At 41.3% G+C, this 17,437-nt stretch carries 15 protein-coding genes; 4 read left to right on the forward strand and 11 right to left on the reverse strand.

The window, feature by feature from the left end; all coding sequences use genetic code 11:
* Nucleotides 1-19 precede the first annotated feature (19 nt).
* The 9 genes from bamA to rpsB all read right to left on the reverse strand — a co-directional run bounded on the left by bamA (nucleotide 20) and on the right by rpsB (nucleotide 10,230).
* Nucleotides 20-2,434 carry an outer membrane protein assembly factor BamA gene (gene bamA / locus PR809_RS15405; protein ID WP_102139931.1) on the reverse strand — a complete coding sequence of 805 codons (2,415 nt, stop codon included), beginning with the start codon at nucleotides 2,432-2,434 and terminating at the stop codon, nucleotides 20-22.
* A 42-nt stretch (nucleotides 2,435-2,476) separates the two neighbouring features.
* Nucleotides 2,477-3,829: a sigma E protease regulator RseP gene (gene rseP, locus PR809_RS15410; RefSeq protein WP_102139932.1), complete on the reverse strand. Its 1,353-nt coding sequence runs from the start codon at nucleotides 3,827-3,829 to the stop codon at nucleotides 2,477-2,479.
* 8 nt (nucleotides 3,830-3,837) lie between these two features.
* Nucleotides 3,838-4,698, reverse strand: coding sequence for a phosphatidate cytidylyltransferase (gene cdsA, locus PR809_RS15415; protein WP_102139933.1), 861 nt, complete (start codon nucleotides 4,696-4,698; stop codon nucleotides 3,838-3,840).
* Nucleotides 4,699-4,707: 9 nt separating this feature from the next.
* The gene (gene uppS, locus PR809_RS15420; RefSeq protein ID WP_102139934.1) at nucleotides 4,708-5,463 is read right to left on the reverse strand and encodes a polyprenyl diphosphate synthase; all 756 of its coding nucleotides are present in this window, start codon (nucleotides 5,461-5,463) and stop codon (nucleotides 4,708-4,710) included.
* 186 nt (nucleotides 5,464-5,649) lie between these two features.
* Nucleotides 5,650-6,843, reverse strand: coding sequence for a 1-deoxy-D-xylulose-5-phosphate reductoisomerase (gene ispC, locus PR809_RS15425; RefSeq protein ID WP_102139935.1), 1,194 nt, complete (start codon nucleotides 6,841-6,843; stop codon nucleotides 5,650-5,652).
* A 149-nt stretch (nucleotides 6,844-6,992) separates the two neighbouring features.
* Nucleotides 6,993-7,550, reverse strand: a complete 558-nt coding sequence (gene frr, locus PR809_RS15430; protein WP_102139936.1) for a ribosome recycling factor — start codon at nucleotides 7,548-7,550, stop codon at nucleotides 6,993-6,995.
* 110 nt (nucleotides 7,551-7,660) lie between these two features.
* The gene (pyrH, locus tag PR809_RS15435; RefSeq protein WP_004257499.1) at nucleotides 7,661-8,389 is read right to left on the reverse strand and encodes a UMP kinase; all 729 of its coding nucleotides are present in this window, start codon (nucleotides 8,387-8,389) and stop codon (nucleotides 7,661-7,663) included.
* A gap of 121 nt (nucleotides 8,390-8,510) precedes the next feature.
* Complete coding sequence (tsf, locus tag PR809_RS15440) at nucleotides 8,511-9,362, reverse strand: translation elongation factor Ts (protein ID WP_004908761.1); 852 nt, start codon at nucleotides 9,360-9,362, stop codon at nucleotides 8,511-8,513.
* 142 nt (nucleotides 9,363-9,504) lie between these two features.
* The gene (gene rpsB / locus PR809_RS15445) at nucleotides 9,505-10,230 is read right to left on the reverse strand and encodes a 30S ribosomal protein S2 (protein WP_102139937.1); all 726 of its coding nucleotides are present in this window, start codon (nucleotides 10,228-10,230) and stop codon (nucleotides 9,505-9,507) included.
* A gap of 657 nt (nucleotides 10,231-10,887) precedes the next feature.
* On the opposite strand from rpsB, the gene map reads away from it, so the two are divergent.
* The 4 genes from map (at nucleotide 10,888) to PR809_RS15465 (ending at nucleotide 16,120) form a co-directional block, all read left to right on the forward strand.
* Nucleotides 10,888-11,685, forward strand: a complete 798-nt coding sequence (map, locus tag PR809_RS15450; protein WP_166264459.1) for a type I methionyl aminopeptidase — start codon at nucleotides 10,888-10,890, stop codon at nucleotides 11,683-11,685.
* Between the two features lie 109 nt (nucleotides 11,686-11,794).
* Nucleotides 11,795-14,431: a bifunctional uridylyltransferase/uridylyl-removing protein GlnD gene (glnD, locus tag PR809_RS15455; protein WP_206275840.1), complete on the forward strand. Its 2,637-nt coding sequence runs from the start codon at nucleotides 11,795-11,797 to the stop codon at nucleotides 14,429-14,431.
* Nucleotides 14,432-14,493: 62 nt separating this feature from the next.
* Nucleotides 14,494-15,321, forward strand: a complete 828-nt coding sequence (gene dapD, locus PR809_RS15460) for a 2,3,4,5-tetrahydropyridine-2,6-dicarboxylate N-succinyltransferase (protein ID WP_102139940.1) — start codon at nucleotides 14,494-14,496, stop codon at nucleotides 15,319-15,321.
* Nucleotides 15,322-15,739: 418 nt separating this feature from the next.
* Nucleotides 15,740-16,120, forward strand: a complete 381-nt coding sequence (locus PR809_RS15465) for a DUF3461 family protein (protein ID WP_004908747.1) — start codon at nucleotides 15,740-15,742, stop codon at nucleotides 16,118-16,120.
* Between the two features lie 83 nt (nucleotides 16,121-16,203).
* On the opposite strand, the gene PR809_RS15470 is transcribed toward PR809_RS15465, so the two are convergent.
* Both PR809_RS15470 and truC read right to left on the reverse strand, forming a co-directional pair.
* Complete coding sequence (locus PR809_RS15470) at nucleotides 16,204-16,656, reverse strand: flavodoxin (RefSeq protein ID WP_102139941.1); 453 nt, start codon at nucleotides 16,654-16,656, stop codon at nucleotides 16,204-16,206.
* A 21-nt stretch (nucleotides 16,657-16,677) separates the two neighbouring features.
* Nucleotides 16,678-17,436, reverse strand: coding sequence for a tRNA pseudouridine(65) synthase TruC (gene truC / locus PR809_RS15475; RefSeq protein ID WP_206275839.1), 759 nt, complete (start codon nucleotides 17,434-17,436; stop codon nucleotides 16,678-16,680).
* Between the last annotated feature and the right edge of the window lies 1 nt (nucleotide 17,437).

Consider the following 17,437-nt stretch of genomic DNA (forward strand, 5'->3'; position numbering starts at 1 on the left):
AAGTAGAAACTGTAGTAGATTACCACGTTCTACCAATATTAAATTGGAACTGTTCTGATTTATCCCCTTCGTAGTCTTTAATTGGCTGCGCATAGGAGAAGACCAGTGGTCCAAGTGGGGACATCCATTGTAAAGCCACACCCGCAGAAGCTCGAATGTTAGATGCCTTACCATAGTCAGGCATACCTGCACGCCAAGCTGCTGGAATACTATTCCAATTAGTGTCCCATACCGTACCCGCATCAACGAACAAAGATGTACGAACTGAGTTCGAATATTTTTCATCAATAAATGGAGTCGGAGTGATTAATTCAAATGATGCTGCGTACATCGCATTACCACCGACCGCATCACTTGATGGGCTTCCAGGCTCTGGACCATCTTTTCCATTAACTTTCTTCAGGTAAACCGCTTTTGGACCGATATTATTCGAACGGAAACCACGAATGGTGCTTGAACCACCCGCATAGAAGTTTTCATAGAATGGCATTTGCTTGCTACCAATACCGTCGCCATAACCTGCTTGTGCACGCCCCAGAACGACCCAACTTTCGTCTTCATCCAGTGGGTAATACTGTGCTGTATCAAAGCGCAGTTTATAGTATTCGTTATCAGAGCCAGGTATTGTCACTTTAGCCGATACGTTTGTTTTATTACCCGATGTCGGGAAGAAACCACGATTTAACGAGTTATAAGTCCAACCTAAGTTGAGCGTAAAGTCATCCGCATCAAAGCTTTCTTTATTGCGTCCATTTTCTGTAACTGGTGGATTTTTACCCATAGAATCAAGGTAATCCCACATAGCAGCTTGAGCACGCATATCTGAAAGTCGGTTATGAACATAACCCGCACCGACACGGAAAGAGTTATTTTCATTGAATGGGAAGCTTAAGAAACTGTCTAGGCCATACGTTTTGTTGTTATAGCCTGACAAGTCAGCATCTTTCGCACTAAAGTCGTTATAGAAAATACGACCGCCTAAGCTCACACCATTAACCGTGAAATACGGGTCAGTAAATGAGAATTCAACGTTAGTTGAGTAGTCATTTTTACTTGCGTTAATACCAACCGCATTACCAGTGCCCAGCCAGTTATCTTGTGTAACCCCAACTTGGAAACTTACACCACTTTCAGTACCAAAACCGATACCGAAGTTCATTGAACCTGTATTACGCTCTTTAACCTTGTAGATAACATCAACTTGGTCAGGGCTACCAGGAACACGTTGAGTTTCAACATCAACCGTTTCAAAGTAACCAGTACGATTCAAACGTTCTTTACCTAGCTCAACAAGGTCATTTCCGAGCCATGCACCTTCCATTTGACGCATTTCACGGCGTAAAACGGTATCTTTACTGGTGTCATTACCTTGAAAACGAATTTCACGTACATAGAAACGGTTACCTGCATCAATATTTAAATGCAATTTAACTGTTTTATCTGCATCGTTGATTTCAGGCTGTGTCATGACTCGAGGATACGCATAACCATAACGGCCAAACATATCTTTGATTTTGTTTTCCATGCTCGTCACTTGAGCACCGTTATATAACTCTCCCGGTGTGATAGTGATAAGCTCTTGGATCTCGGCTAAGTGTTCCGCAGTATTACCATTAACCTCGACGCCAGATATTTTATACTGGTCGCCTTCTGTGATGTTAATCGTAATATAAATGCCTTTTTTATCTGGGGTCAGACTGACTTGCGTGGAGTCAATATTAAAACGTGCATATCCACGATCAAGATAAAAACTGCGCAGCGTTTCTAAATCACCCGCCAGTTTTTGCTTCTGATATTTTTGGTCTGCAGCAAGGTTCCACCAAGGTACATCATCACGCAATTGCAGCTTATTAACTAATTCTGCTGTAGTGTAATTTTTATTACCCACAATATTAATTTGCTGAATTTGAGCTGAAACACCTTCAGAGAAAACAAATTTTAAATCCACACGGTTACGCGGCAAAGGTGTTACAACAGCTTTTACTGTTGCATTATATTTACCAACGCTATAGTAAAAGTCTTCTAAACCTTTTTCGATATTCGCAATTGTCGTGCGGTCAAGTGCCTCACCAACGCGGATATTCGAAGCTTCCAAGTTCTGCTTGAGCATATCATCTTTAACAGACTTATTACCTGTAAAGGTGATACTTGCAATCGTTGGCCGCTCTTTAACTTGAACGATCAGCGTGTTTCCATCACGCAGGACCCTAACATCTTCGAAGTTACCGGTTGAAAATAGGGAACGGATCGAACGGCTGATATCATCGTTATCAACTGAATCGCCAACCCTAACTGGCATGTTCAATAATGCTGCACCAACGGCGACGCGTTGTAGACCTTCGAAACGAATGTCTTTAACTACGAATCCGTCTGAACCGTATGCAGTGGCACTGCCGAAAAGCAGCGACGCTATGAGCAACTTTTTCATCGCCATCGTTGTTATGCGTATTCCTTACTGGTCCCCAGCTTACAAAAATTAGAAGCGAGAGAAATCATTAAAAAGTGCAAGTCCCATTAACAGAATCAATGCCATTGCACCTATCCGAAAACTAAAGTCTTGTACTCGCTCAGACACCGGACTTCCTTTAATTTTTTCAATTAATAAGAAGAGCAAGTGCCCCCCATCTAAAACAGGCAATGGAAACAGATTGATGATACCTAAATTGACGCTAATAAGCGCAATAAACATCAAATAATATACCAAGCCTGATTCGGCGGATACCCCCGCGCCTTTAGCGATAGATATCGGACCGCTCAAGTTATTGAGTTTGACATCCCCAACAACCAGTTTACCCATCATATTGACCGTCAACTTCATTAACTGCCACGTCTTATCACTGGCTTGGTAAAACGCAGAAAATGGCCCATATTGTTGCACCATTTTATATTCATCTGCTAACGGTAACACTGAAAGTTCTACACCTGCAAACCCAATTTTCTCTCCACGCTGCCCATTTTGGCTATCAGGGGTCAGCGTGAGTGAAATCAATTGTTGCGACCGTTGTACTTCAAGTTTTAACGGAACGCCTGGGTTATTACGAATAATGCGCGTTACAGGGTTCCAAAGGCCTAATACTTCCCCGTTAACACTGACTATTCTGTCGCCTTTCTGTAAGCCTGCTCGTTCACCAGCTAACCCTTGCGTCACTTTTTGGATAACAGGGTCAATTCTTGCAGAAACGGGCATTATACCTACCGACAAAATTGGATCTTGTTTCTCAGGATCAAGCTGCCAAGTCGTTAAATCAACTGTTTTTGTAATCGGTTCATTATAACCATTTGGTAGTACTTGAGCTGTCAGCTCGCGGTCGCCTATTTTGCCGACCAATGCTAAGCGAACTGAATTCCAGTCAGGAGTTTCGATACCATCAATGGATTTTAGTTCCATTTTTGGTTCAAAATTTGCAGTTGCCGCAATAGAACCTGGTTTTACGTCTTCAATGATAGGTTTCACAGAAGGAATACCAATCATAAAGACTATCCAATAGACAACAATTGCTAATAAAAAGTTCGCAATTGGCCCCGCACTAATAATGGCCGCTCGTTGACCTACTGTTTTATTATTAAACGCTTGATGACGACGCTCAGGAGAAACGCTCCCCACTCGCTCGTCAAGCATTTTGACATAACCCCCTAGCGGGATCATCGCTAAAACAAATTCAGTGCCATGTTTATCGACTTTGCGCCATAACGTTTTGCCAAACCCAATAGAGAAGCGTTCAACATAGACACCACAGCGACGAGCAACCCAGTAGTGGCCGAACTCATGCACTGTAATTAACACGCCTATCGCGATAATAAATGCAACTAAACTCCAAATAAATCCCATGTATCTTCCTAAAGACCAAAACCGTTAAAAATTAACAAATTTAGCCCAGCAAAAACAGGAATCGCGGCTGTCAGGCTATCAATACGATCCAAAATACCGCCATGCCCTGGAATTAAGTGGCTACTATCTTTAATACCTGATTGGCGCTTAAACATACTTTCGGTTAAATCACCAAACACAGATACTACAACAACAATAATTGAAGTCACTAGCAAATAATCAGGCATCACTGGAATTGGCGCAAAGGCACTAAATAACCATGAAATAACCCCAGCAGTTATAAGGCCTCCAACTAAACCTTCCCATGTTTTACCGGGTGATACCTTAGGTGCCATTTTGTTGCGCCCAATAGTACGACCAAATGCATAAGCACCTGAATCCGCGCCCCAGACCAGCAACATGACATACAATAACCACCACGCACCGAAGAATGTATCACTTTGATAACCAACGGTTCTTAAAACCATCATTCCACAATAAAACGGGATAATCGTTAATACGCCAAATAACAATCGAATAATGACGGAGTTACCCCAAGCTGCAGATGCGGGATAGGTAACCACTAAAATAATGGCAATTCCCCACCAAATAAGGCCTGCCCATAGGCCATATAGGATCATCGGTTCAGTGGAAAACTGATTTATGTCGGAAATAGAAAATTGCATTGCAAGTAATATAGCTGCAAATACAACCGCTAAGCCTATACGCTTAGCTTGTGAGTGCCAGCCGACAAATTGCGCCCATTCCCAAGCGCCTAAAGCACAAACCGCAATCACGACAAACCCAAAATTCGCTGGAGAAAGTAAAAACAGCGCTGCAATAACAATCGGTATTAAGACTATCGCAGTAAGCAAACGATATTTCAGCACATCTTTCCCCTATTCTTTGCCCAGTTCATCATCTGATTCAGCTCCACCATAACGGCGCTCACGCTGACTAAAAGCATCAACTGCACTTTGAAACACCATTTCATCAAAATCTGGCCACAAAACGTTGGTGAAATAAAATTCCGCATAGGCGACTTGCCATAATAGGAAGTTGCTAATACGGTGCTCCCCCCCCGTTCTTATGACTAAATCAACATTCTCTTGGTCATGCATACAAATATGGTTGTCGATACTTTCTTCATTGATATCATCAATAGAAAGCTCACCACTTTGAACCTTTGCAAATACTTGTTTTACACTGTTACTAATATCCCAGCGGCCACCATAGTTCGCTGCAATATTCAGTTTTAGTCCAGTATTGTTTTGCGTTAATGCTTCCGCCTTATCAATTCTTTTTCTGAGACGTTCACTAAAACGACTAACATCACCAATAATTTTCAGTTTCACATTGTTTTTATGTAAGTTTTTAACTTCATTATCAAGAGCAAAAACAAAGAGTTCCATTAGAGAACTGACTTCTTTCTCTGGCCTTCTCCAGTTTTCACTACTAAATGCATACAATGTCAGAGAACTAATTTTATTTTTTACCGCAAAGCGCACAGAATTACGGACAGATTCAACACCTGCCTTATGACCTGTAATTCTGAGCTTCCCTCTTTGTTTAGCCCATCGGCCATTACCATCCATAATGATAGCAACATGCTTAGGTATCATTGAATCAGAGAGATTTTCACCACTAGAGTTCATTAAATATTAATCCTTGTGAGTACCACTTTGAGTAAACAGACCAATAATAACTACTATTATTGAGTTTGCTGATAAGACACATCCTTAAATCTCTAAGAGGTACTATGTTATTTTTCTTTTTTTTAACACGTCACATATTAAAGAGTTATTATGGCTGACAGCAACTAAATAAAACACATACCAGCTTTAAATTGTCTGAGCGATTATTTTTTCTGCATTTTTGCGCGCCCATCCGTCGATTTCTAAGACCTCTTCAATCGAAACTGGTTCAGAAAAAACTTGGTTTTCTAATACATTGTGGTTAATTTTTGCTATATCCGTAAAGCGTATTTTACCTTCAAGAAAAGCAGCAACGGTCATTTCATTCGCACCATTAAGTGCAGTTGTAGCGGCTTGCCCTTGATGACAGGCATCGATTGCGAGCTTCAAGCAAGGATAACGTTGATAGTCAGGCTGAACAAACGTTAATGATGAAAGAGTTGCAAAATCAAGCGGTTTCGCACCAGACATGATACGCTGGGGATAAGCCATACTGTATGAAATTGGTGTACGCATATCTGGCGTGCCCAACTGAGCTATCACGCTACCATCTTTATACCGAACCATGGAATGAATAACAGATTGAGGATGGATAATCACTTCCATTTGCTCAGCACTCGCATTAAAAAAGTAGCAAGCCTCAATATATTCTAGACCTTTGTTCATCATTGTCGCAGAATCTACTGATATTTTTCGTCCCATCGACCAATTTGGGTGGTTACACGCTTCATCAGGGGTCACATTATCAAAATGCGATAACGGTGTATCCCTAAATGGGCCACCTGAACCTGTTAATACGATGCTCGAAATACCCGAGGCAGACAAATCAGAGAAACCTAAATTTAATTGAATAATTTCAGGTAAACTTTGGAAGATAGCATTATGCTCACTATCAATAGGAAACACAGTTGCATTGTGCTTGCGAATCTCATTAAAGAATAAACGGCCACTGGTAATTAAAGACTCTTTATTCGCTAATAATATTCTTTTACCTTTGCGTATTGCCGCTAGAGTAGGAAGTAAACCGGCAACCCCGGTAATTGCTGACATCACTTGGTCTGCATCATCAAGACCAGCAAGGTCAATCGCAGCTTGTTTTCCTGACAAAACCTCAGTTTTGCAATTGTTCTCGGTCAAAATAGCTTTTAACGCTTTTGCTGATGATTCATCCGCCATTGAGACATATTTCGGATTAAACTCAAGGCACTGTTTCGCCATTTCAGTGACATTCTTTCCTGCCACTAAAGCGGTAATTTGAAATTTTTCGGGATTTTGGCGAACAACAGAAAGTGTATTGGTACCAATTGAACCTGTAGAACCCAGGATTGTCAGACGTTTCATAGTGATTGGTTGCTCTGTATTAATTCAATACTGAGATTATATCAGCTTAATGATTGGAAAGGATTTATTAATAGATATGAAAATAATAAAGCCACGCTAGCGCACACTTTTACAGTTGTTTGCTTTGGTGGCTTTATTATCATGATGGATTAAAACTCCATCAGCTCCGCTTCTTTTTGCGCTAATGACTCATCAACTTTTTTGATGAAGTTATCAGTCAGCTTTTGGATATCATCCTGTGAACGGCGCTCATCATCTTCACTGATTTCTTTATCTTTCAGTAAAGCTTTTACTTTATCGTTAGCATCACGGCGAACGTTACGAACAGCAATACGGCCTTGTTCTGCTTCACCACGAACCACTTTAATTAAGTCTTTACGACGCTCTTCCGTTAATGGAGGAAGTGGAACACGGATCACGGTACCCGCAGATGATGGGTTCAGACCTAAGTCAGACGCCATAATCGCTTTTTCAATCGCAGGTGACATACTGCGGTCAAATACAGAAATCGCTAATGTGCGTGAATCTTCAACAGTGACGTTTGCTAATTGGCGCAGAGGTGTTGCTGAACCGTAATATTCAACAGTAATACCATCTAACAGGCTTGGCGATGCACGGCCTGTACGAACTTTACTAATTTGGTTTTTGAATGCTTCAAGGCTCTTTTCCATACGGTCTTGAGCATCTTTTTGGATTTCATTAATCACGTTTTCAACCCTTAAGAACTGGTTATTAAAGGCCGCGATGCGACCTCGCTTAAATAGTCTGAATTTATATGCTAGATAATACATTTAAACTCAGGTCATGTCTCTGAGTATTAATTGTGAGAAATCAGAGTTCCTTCATTTTCACCCATAACCACGCGTCGTAAAGCGCCCGGTTTATTCATATTGAATACGCGGATCGGTAAGTTATGGTCACGTGCTAATGTGAACGCAGCTAAGTCCATCACTTTGAGTTCACGTTCTAAAACTTCTTGGTAACTCAGATTTTCATAAAGGACTGCATCAGGGTCTTTAGCCGGGTCTGCTGAATACACACCATCAACTTTTGTCGCCTTCAACACAACATCCGCTTCAATTTCAATGCCACGTAAGCATGCAGCGGAGTCTGTTGTAAAGAATGGATTGCCTGTTCCTGCAGAAAAAATAACAACACGGCCGTGACGTAACAAGCTAATGGCCTCTGCCCAGCTATAGTTATCACAGACACCGTTAAGTGGAATTGCAGACATCAGTCTTGCATTCACATAGGCGCGATGTAATGCATCACGCATCGCGAGTCCGTTCATCACAGTTGCTAGCATCCCCATGTGGTCTCCGACAACACGGTTCATTCCAGCTTGTGCCAAACCAGCACCACGAAACAGGTTACCACCGCCAATAACCACACCGACCTGTATACCCAGTTCTATGAGTTCTTTGATTTCCTGAGCCATACGATCTAAAACGCTAGCATCGATACCAAAACCTTCTGCGCCTTGTAAGGCTTCGCCACTTAATTTAAGCAGAATACGCTGATAAACGGGTTTTGCATTGGTTGCCATGGTGTTCTGTCCTAACAGATATTTATTGGGGTAACATACGTAGAATCACAGTTTTCTACATACCTAAATTTTTAAATAGACGTATATAAAACAGAGCCGCCAATTGGCGGCCCTTAGTTGATTACTTGCTCATTGCAGCAACTTCTGCTGCAAAGTCAGTTTCAACTTTCTCGATACCTTCACCTACTTCGAAACGAAGGAAACCAGAAACAGTAGCACCTTTCTCTTTCAGTAAGTCACCAACAGATTTGCTTGGGTCCATTACGAAAGGCTGGCCAGTCAGAGAGATTTCGCCAGTGAATTTGTTCATGCGACCGATAACCATTTTTTCTGCGATTTCGCGTGGTTTACCAGATTGCATAGCGATGTCTAACTGGATTTGATGCTCGTGAGCAACAACATCAGCAGGAACATCATCTGGAGTCACATATTCAGGTTTGCTTGCAGCGATGTGCATAGCAATGTGTTTCAGTAATTCTTCGTCAGCGCCTTCAGCCGCAACTAAAACACCAATACGAGCACCGTGCAAGTAGCTACCTACTTGTGCGCCTTCCAGAATAGCAACGCGACGAATATTGATGTTTTCACCAATTTTCGCAACTAATGTTGTACGAGCTTCTTCGAATTTTGCTTTCAGTGCATCGATGTCTGCATTTTTGTCAGCAACAACAGAAGCTAAAACTTCTTTACCGAATGCTAAGAAACCTGCGTCTTTAGCAACGAAGTCAGTTTCGCAGTTCAGCTCAACCAGAGCACCTGTTTTACCACCGTTGAAAACTTCAGTCAGGATAACACCTTCAGCTGCAACGCGACCTGCTTTTTTAGCCGCTTTTGCTTGACCTGATTTACGCATGTTATCAATCGCTAATTCGATGTCGCCATTAGCTTCAACAAGTGCTTTTTTACATTCCATCATACCTGCGCCAGTACGTTCGCGCAGTTCTTTTACCAATGCAGCGGTAATTCCAGACATGTGATTTATTCCTCGATATTCCCCGTGGGAATTTTCCCCACGTGGATAGTTCTGATTCATATATAAAAGGGGCCTAAATCAGGCCCCTTCTAACATATAGCAGTACCTGTATAGCAATACCTAAATAAGGGTTTAAACCTTATTATTCAGCTTCTACTAAGCTTTCTTCTGCTTGAACAGCCAGATCTTGTGAACGACCTTCACGAACGGTGCTTGCTACAGCGCCCAGATACAGTTTGATTGCACGGATTGCATCATCGTTACCAGGGATAATGAAGTCGATACCGTCTGGATCAGAGTTAGTATCAACAATAGCAAATACTGGGATACCCAAGTTGTTTGCTTCTTTAATAGCGATGTGTTCGTGGTCTGCATCGATAACGAACAGAGCGTCAGGTAAACCGCCCATATCTTTGATACCGCCTAAGCTGTTTTCTAACTTACCAAGTTCACGAGTACGCATCAGCGCTTCTTTCTTAGTCAGTTTGTCGAAAGTACCGTCTTGTGATTGAACTTCTAAATCTTTCAGACGTTTGATTGACTGACGAACGGTTTTCCAGTTAGTCAACATTCCGCCTAACCAACGGTGGTTAACGAAATACTGATCACAGCTGTTAGCAGCTTCTTGAACGGCTTCGCTTGCAGCACGTTTAGTACCGACAAACAGAATCTTGCCTTTACGAGAAGCAATTTTAGTCAACTCAGCCAGAGCTTCGTTGAACATTGGAACAGTTTTTTCCAGGTTGATGATATGAACTTTGTTACGCGCACCGAAAATGAAAGGTTTCATTTTTGGGTTCCAGTAACGAGTCTGGTGACCAAAGTGTACGCCTGCTTGTAACATATCGCGCATGGAAACAGTTGCCATTTAATACCTCTGTATTTAAGTAATTGGGGTTATGCCTCCACAAATCCCATGCTACCGACTCCAAAGCTGCGTTTAAACGCATAAGAGCACCCCGGTGCACGTGTCGATTTGTGTGTGTTATTACACAATTGAGTTTTAAGTTTCGCACATCCAAACTTTTCATTAGCCACTTCATATTGATGCCATAAAATGACATTTCGATGATGGTGATAAGAAATAATATGGATTGCCGGCGCGCTTTATACCATAAAACCAACTTAGAAGCCAACTTTTGTTGTTTTTTTCGCTCACAAAAATGGCAGTGAAGTTGATTTAATCGGAGCAATCGCACTTTATAATTATAGACGCTTTTTGATTAGATAAAAAAGCCCTATTTAAAGAATGGTTTTTATTGTTTCACATACTTCTTATATCTCTCTTGCGGTTAGTTATTTGCATTTTGTGCTACGCAAGGCTCAAAATGAACAAGCCAATCCCCTCTCATCACCTATCCTACAAACAACTTCAACTTTCGAATCTATCGTTAGCTAGTTGGCAGAAAATGCGGTGGCTGTTACCATACGTCTTATCGATGTAAAAAATGGTATTCAACCTCCATTTTCAAACCCTCTTATTTAACATGTCATTAAGCACTAATGGCATGAATGGACTGGACTCATGGCTATTATTATCAAAACTGAAGAAGATATTCAGAAAATGCGCGTTGCTGGTCGCTTAGCAGCTGAAGTATTAGAAATGATTGCACCGCACGTTGTGCCGGGTGTTAGTACAGGTGAATTAGACCGCCTATGTCATCAACATATTGTTGATGTGCAGAAAGCTATCCCTGCATGCTTGGATTACCACGGTTTTCCTAAATCTGTTTGTATTTCTGTCAATGATGTTATCTGCCACGGCATTCCTAGCGACGATAAGATTTTAAAAGATGGCGATATTGTCAATATTGATGTCACCGTCATTAAAGAGGGTTTCCATGGCGATACCTCCAAAATGTTTATCGTAGGTAAACCGACGATTCAAGGTGAACGCCTTTGCCAAGTCACTTTAGACAGCTTGTATCTAGCAATCCGTATGGTTAAACCGGGTATTCGCTTACGTACTCTGGGTAAAGCTATTCAAGAATTTGTCGAAAAACAAGATTTCTCGGTTGTGCGTGAATATTGCGGCCACGGCATTGGGCAAGGTTTCCATGAAGAGCCACAAGTTCTGCACTATGACGCTGATGACAGTGGCGTAGTCCTGCAAAAAGGGATGACTTTTACCATTGAGCCAATGGTCAACACAGGTGATCACCGCATTCGTACCATGAAAGATGGCTGGACAGTTAAAACCAAAGACCGCGGTTGGTCAGCACAATATGAGCACACATTAGTCGTAACGGATAACGGCTGTGAAATCCTCACTCTACGTAAAGAAGAAGAACCATTTATCTCTGCCGTATTAGTCAACGAATAATCTTCTCCTTAGAGCCTTCTTAATCGAAGGCTCTACCTCTGTTCATTTTTATCAAAAAACCGTAAGCTGGTAGCTATTCCCCTATTGCTATCAATACGGAAAGATAAAGATGACTGTAAATTCAGCTTCCTACCTATCTCCGAATCAATTTAGTACTCATGACCTTGAGTTGAATTCATTAAGACAACATGTCGATGATTTCGATCAGTGGTTGGAAGAGGCTTTCAACCAAGGTAAAAATGTTGCCGACCTTATTCACTTACGTAGTGATTACCTTGACGCATTGCTGACAAGATTATGGCAATCTTTTAAATTTGATAAGCAACCCGATATGTCATTGATCGCCGTTGGGGGTTATGGTCGCCATGAACTTCATCCACTTTCTGACATCGATATTTTAGTTTTAAGTAAAAACCCCCTTCCAGAACGCGTCGCCAGCGAAATTGGGCAATTTATCACGCTATTGTGGGATTTACGGTTTGATATCGGCCACAGTGTCCGTTCGTTTGCTGAATGTATTGAAGCTGGAAATGCCGACCTAACCACCGCAACTAACCTCATTGAATCACGGTTAATTTGTGGTGATGTCACCCTGTTTTTACAATTACAAAAAACCATTTTTAGCGATGACTTTTGGCCCTCTGCCCTCTTTTTTGCTGCAAAAATTGAAGAACAACAAGAACGTCATCAACGCTACCATAGTACCAGCTACAATTTAGAGCCCGATATTAAAAGTAGCCCTGGAGGATTGCGAGATATCCATACCTTACTGTGGGTCGGCCGGCGCCATTTTGGTGCAACCACCGTCGATGAAATGGTGGGTTTTGGCTTTCTCACTGAAGAAGAGCGCCAAGAACTCAAAGAGTGCTTAATATTTTTATGGAAAATTCGCTTTGCACTCCATTTAGTGGTGAAACGCCATGATAATCGCCTGCTATTTGACCGCCAATTTAGCGTAGCTCGGTTACTGGGTTATGAAGGCGAAAAGAACCAACCCGTTGAACGGATGATGAAAGATTTCTATCGCGTCACTCGTCGAGTGAGGGAACTCAATCAAATGCTATTACAGCTATTTGATGAGGCCATTTTGACACTTAATCCTAACGAAAAACCTCGCCCTATTGATTCATTATTCCAATTACGCGGGTCATTGATTGATGTCATTGATGAAGAGTTATTTATTAAGCAGCCAGCTGCTATTTTAAAAATGTTTTATCAAATGGCTAGATATCCAAATATTACAGGGATCTATTCCACCACATTGCGTCAGCTTCGTTATGCACGGCGTAACCTTTCGGTGCCATTATGCGAAATCCCTGAAGCCCGAAAACTGTTTATCAAAATTCTACGCCACCCCAGAGCAATCAAAGGGGCTTTTGTTCCCATGCACCTTCATAGTGTATTAAGTGCCTACACACCGCTATGGGGCAATATCGTCGGGCAAATGCAATTCGACCTATTTCATGCATATACCGTTGATGAACACACTATTCGCGTGCTGCAAAAAATTGATAGCTTTACATTAGAAGAAAATCGTCGTGACCATCCACTTTGTGTCAGTGTTTACCCCAAATTATTACAACCCGAACTTTTACGATTAGCTGCGATTTTCCACGATATTGCTAAAGGCCGCTCAGGGGATCACTCTGATCTCGGCTCTGAGTTTGTTTATGATTTCGCCTTACTGCATGATTTTTCTGTCAAAGAAGCTGAATTAGCTTCCTGGTTGGTAAAAAATCACTTATTAATGTCAGTGACAGCTCAACGACGTGATATTCAAGACCCTGATATAATCAAGCAATTTGCAGGAGAAGTTAAAACCGTTTCACGGCTTAACTACTTGATGTGTTTAACGGTTGCGGATATTTGTGCCACAAATAGCACGCTGTGGAATAGCTGGAAACAAAGTTTAATTCGTGAGCTATTTTTATCAACAGAACACCAATTAAATCAAGGCATGCAAAGTACCCCTGACTTACGCGAACGCATTCGTCATCACCGTTATCAAGCTTTATCATTATTGCGCCAATCATCAATTGATGAAGAAAAACTGCAAAGCTTATGGTCTCGCTGCCATGCGGATTATTTTTTACGTCATACCCCATCCCAATTAGCATGGCATGCTAAACACTTACTAGCCCATAACTTGAGCCAGCCTTTAGTGTTAATTAGCACGCAGCCTAAACATGGCGGAACAGAAATTTTTATTTGGTGCCATGATAAACCCCATTTATTTGCAGCTGTCGCTGGCGAATTGGATCGCAGAAATTTAAGCATTCACAGTGCTCAAATCTTCACCAACAAAGACAATATGGCCATGGATACCTTCGTCGTACTGGAACCTAACGGTAGCCCTCTATCCAAAGACAGATACGACCATATCCGAAAAATGTTGTTATTAGCCGTTCAGCAACCTGAAATTTCACTGCCTAAGCCACGTACTCTGCCGTCAAAGTTACGTCACTTTACTGTGCCAACAAAAGTTAATTTCCTACATTCCACTAACGAACGTCGCACTTATATGGAGCTATTTGCCTTGGATCAACCGGGTTTATTGGCTCGCATCGGTCATATTTTTGCTCAAATGGAAATTTCTCTGTATGGCGCACGCATCACCACAATTGGCGAAAAAGTGGAAGATTTCTTTGTTTTAGCTGATAAGGAACACAAAGCGTTGACTAAAAATATGCAACAAGAGTTATCAGAAAGGTTGACAGAAGCCCTAAAATCGAAGGATAAAATATAGCGTTCATCACATTTTCATGGTGAACGTTCACTTTTATATCATTCAAGAGGAAAATACAATCAATGCAGCATTTACAAGCGATCATTGAACAAGCGTTCGAAGAACGAGCTAATATCACACCAAATACCGTATCAAGTTCGGTAAAACAAGCCGTGTTAGATACCATTGCATTACTCGACAGCGGAAAATTGCGTGTCGCTGAAAAAATTGCCGGTGTTTGGGTTACCCATCAATGGCTGAAAAAAGCAGTTTTGTTATCATTTCGCATTCAAGATAACCAAGTCATTGACGGTGCAGAAAGCCGTTATTTCGATAAAGTCCCAATGAAATTCGCAGATTATGACCAAGCTCGCTTCGAGAAAGAAGGTTTCCGAGTTGTTCCTCCTGCCGCGGTTCGTAAAGGTGCTTATATCGCTAAAAATAGCGTATTAATGCCGTCATATGTCAATATTGGTGCTTACGTCGATGAAGGTACAATGGTAGATACATGGGCAACCGTTGGCTCCTGTGCCCAGATTGGTAAAAACGTGCATTTATCTGGTGGCGTAGGGATCGGTGGTGTACTAGAGCCATTACAAGCCAACCCAACGATTATTGAAGACAATTGCTTTATTGGAGCTCGTTCTGAAGTGGTCGAAGGGGTGATTGTTGAAGAAGGCTCCGTCATTTCAATGGGTGTTTATTTAGGACAAAGCACCAAAATCTATGACCGTGAAACAGGTGAAATTCATTACGGCCGAGTCCCTGCAGGTTCCGTGGTTGTTTCAGGTAATTTGCCATCAAAAGATGGTCGTTATAGCCTGTATTGCGCCGTCATTGTCAAGAAAGTCGATGAGAAAACCCGCGGTAAAGTAGGCATTAATGAATTATTAAGAACGATTGATGAGTAATTAAACGTTTAAAACTTCATGCCAAACCTATTACTGGTTTTTATAATAAGCTTTATAGTGAGCCACTGTAATTAGGTTAAAAAACCAAAGCTATCCCGAATCGCATACCCCCGTATGCAACTCGGGTGGCCATATCAGTGTTACCTTTTAATATTAGCGCATTAATTGCAAAGAGAAGTTTGTCAATTTCTACAAATCGCGCATAATATGTCCGTGGCTTTTGCCGTTTACCTATAATAAAACTGTATTATTTTATTTTTCATTATAATGATGCTGTTTGTGTAATAACATCATTCTATCTATCACCCAAACGAATGGGATAGATAACTTATTAACGAGAAATAGACCGATATTGTTACGGCCTGCTCACACTATCACTTTGTTCACCGACTCTGTCTCTACAGTAAAGCGAGCTAACATGTACGATAATTTGAAAAGTTTAGGCATCAGTAACCCTCAAGACATCGACCGCTACACCTTGCGCCAAGAAGCGAATAATGACATTTTAAAAATTTATTTTCGCAAAGATAAAGGTGAGTTTTTTGCTAAAAGTGTAAAATTCAAATATCCACGCCAGCGTAAAACTATTGCTGACGGTAATAATAATTTCAAAGAAATTAATGAAATTAACACTAACCTGCGTTATGCCATCGAAGAACTAGACCAAATTTGCCAAACAGATCAAACTGATATTGATTTAAAACACAAAATTCTTGATGACTTACGCCATCTTGAACACGTGGTTTCAAATAAGATCGCAGAAATTGAAGCGGATCTAGAAAAATTAACCCGTAAATAATTTACAGGTGAAATGATTAATTTACTGCGCCGTAGCACTGCCAATATTTATCATTAATATAGGTAATACTACGGTGCAGACATTTAGAGCAGCCCCGCCCACGCTTCAACCCAAGGCTTAGCAAACTCCTCTGGAACATCCACCTCAATTGCATCAATAAATAAAATATCACCAATACGGGTCGCTGATTGTTCAGATAACAGCTCATCAAAACGAATACCAGCCCCACAAAAACTTTCATAACTGCTATCACCTAAAGCAATTAGGCCATAACGTAAATCAGGTTGATAACCGACAACATCTTTGATTTCACTATATAACGGAGCGATGGTGTCCGGTAAATCCCCTTGCCCTGTCGATGAGGTAACAATAAGTGCAATTTCATTACCTGAATTATAAAGTTGCCAATCGTTCAAGGTGGGCTCATCAAAAACAACCACTTCATGCCCTTGCTGCTCTAAAATTTCTTGTGCTGTTTCTGCAACAGCTAAAGAGTTACCGTAGACAGTTCCAACAAAAATGCCTATTTTTGACATAACTTTCCCTCTATTTTATCGTTAACTTGATGAGTTAATAACGTTTATCCCTAGTTTTTCAACTCTGCCTGACCATCCAAATTGCTCAATTAATGACAACCATTGTGTATCCCATGTGGCAACCAACGATATATTTTCTTTTGTTATTGGGTGGTTTAAATTTAATAAGCTGGCATGTAGCATCAGGCGAGACACTGAAAAATGCGTATTCACACCTCTATTTTGGCGTAAGTCTCCATGCTTGCTATCACCAATAATAGGGTGACGAAGGTGAGACATATGCCTTCTCAATTGATGTTTACGGCCAGTTTCAGGTTTTAATTCAACTAAACTATATCTTGATGTTTCATACCGCCCAATCCCAATGGGACATTCAACTGTCGCTATCGGTTTACAGTGGGTAACACACTCCTGCAAAACAGGCTCACGTGATGCATGTTTATCCGCAATTTTATCTAACTCTTCTAATAGCGGATAATCGATGGTTTGCTCTTCGGTTAAATAACCACGAACAACAGCGTGATACACTTTTTCTAACTGATGGTTTTCAAATTGAGCCGATAACAGCCTTGCAACCTCACTCGATAATGCAAAAAGCAATATACCTGATGTTGGCCTATCGAGACGATGAATGGGATAAACATACTGGCCAATTTGGTCCCGTAATGTTTGCATCACAAAGACGGTTTCTTTACTGTCTAGCCAACTGCGATGCACTAGCATCCCCGCGGGCTTATTCACTGCGACCATATACTCGTCGTGATAAATAATTTCCAACATC

Origin of the sequence: Providencia sp. PROV201, from assembly GCF_028479545.1 — a bacterium.
Lineage (GTDB): Bacteria > Pseudomonadota > Gammaproteobacteria > Enterobacterales > Enterobacteriaceae > Providencia > Providencia huaxiensis.

Excerpts from the sequence above, each read along its gene's own strand:
- bamA (WP_102139931.1), bottom strand. The coding sequence starts at position 2,434 with ATGGCGATGAAAAAGTTGCTCATAGCGTCGCTGCTTTTCGGCAGTGCC.
- rseP (WP_102139932.1), bottom strand. The coding sequence starts at position 3,829 with ATGGGATTTATTTGGAGTTTAGTTGCATTTATTATCGCGATAGGCGTG.
- uppS (WP_102139934.1), bottom strand. The coding sequence starts at position 5,463 with ATGAACTCTAGTGGTGAAAATCTCTCTGATTCAATGATACCTAAGCAT.
- ispC (WP_102139935.1), bottom strand. The coding sequence starts at position 6,843 with ATGAAACGTCTGACAATCCTGGGTTCTACAGGTTCAATTGGTACCAAT.
- pyrH (WP_004257499.1), bottom strand. The coding sequence starts at position 8,389 with ATGGCAACCAATGCAAAACCCGTTTATCAGCGTATTCTGCTTAAATTA.
- tsf (WP_004908761.1), bottom strand. The coding sequence starts at position 9,362 with ATGTCTGGAATTACCGCTGCATTGGTAAAAGAACTGCGCGAACGTACT.
- rpsB (WP_102139937.1), bottom strand. The coding sequence starts at position 10,230 with ATGGCAACTGTTTCCATGCGCGATATGTTACAAGCAGGCGTACACTTT.
- map (WP_166264459.1), top strand. The coding sequence starts at position 10,888 with ATGGCTATTATTATCAAAACTGAAGAAGATATTCAGAAAATGCGCGTT.
- glnD (WP_206275840.1), top strand. The coding sequence starts at position 11,795 with ATGACTGTAAATTCAGCTTCCTACCTATCTCCGAATCAATTTAGTACT.
- dapD (WP_102139940.1), top strand. The coding sequence starts at position 14,494 with ATGCAGCATTTACAAGCGATCATTGAACAAGCGTTCGAAGAACGAGCT.
- PR809_RS15465 (WP_004908747.1), top strand. The coding sequence starts at position 15,740 with ATGTACGATAATTTGAAAAGTTTAGGCATCAGTAACCCTCAAGACATC.
- PR809_RS15470 (WP_102139941.1), bottom strand. The coding sequence starts at position 16,656 with ATGTCAAAAATAGGCATTTTTGTTGGAACTGTCTACGGTAACTCTTTA.
- truC (WP_206275839.1), bottom strand. The coding sequence starts at position 17,436 with ATGTTGGAAATTATTTATCACGACGAGTATATGGTCGCAGTGAATAAG.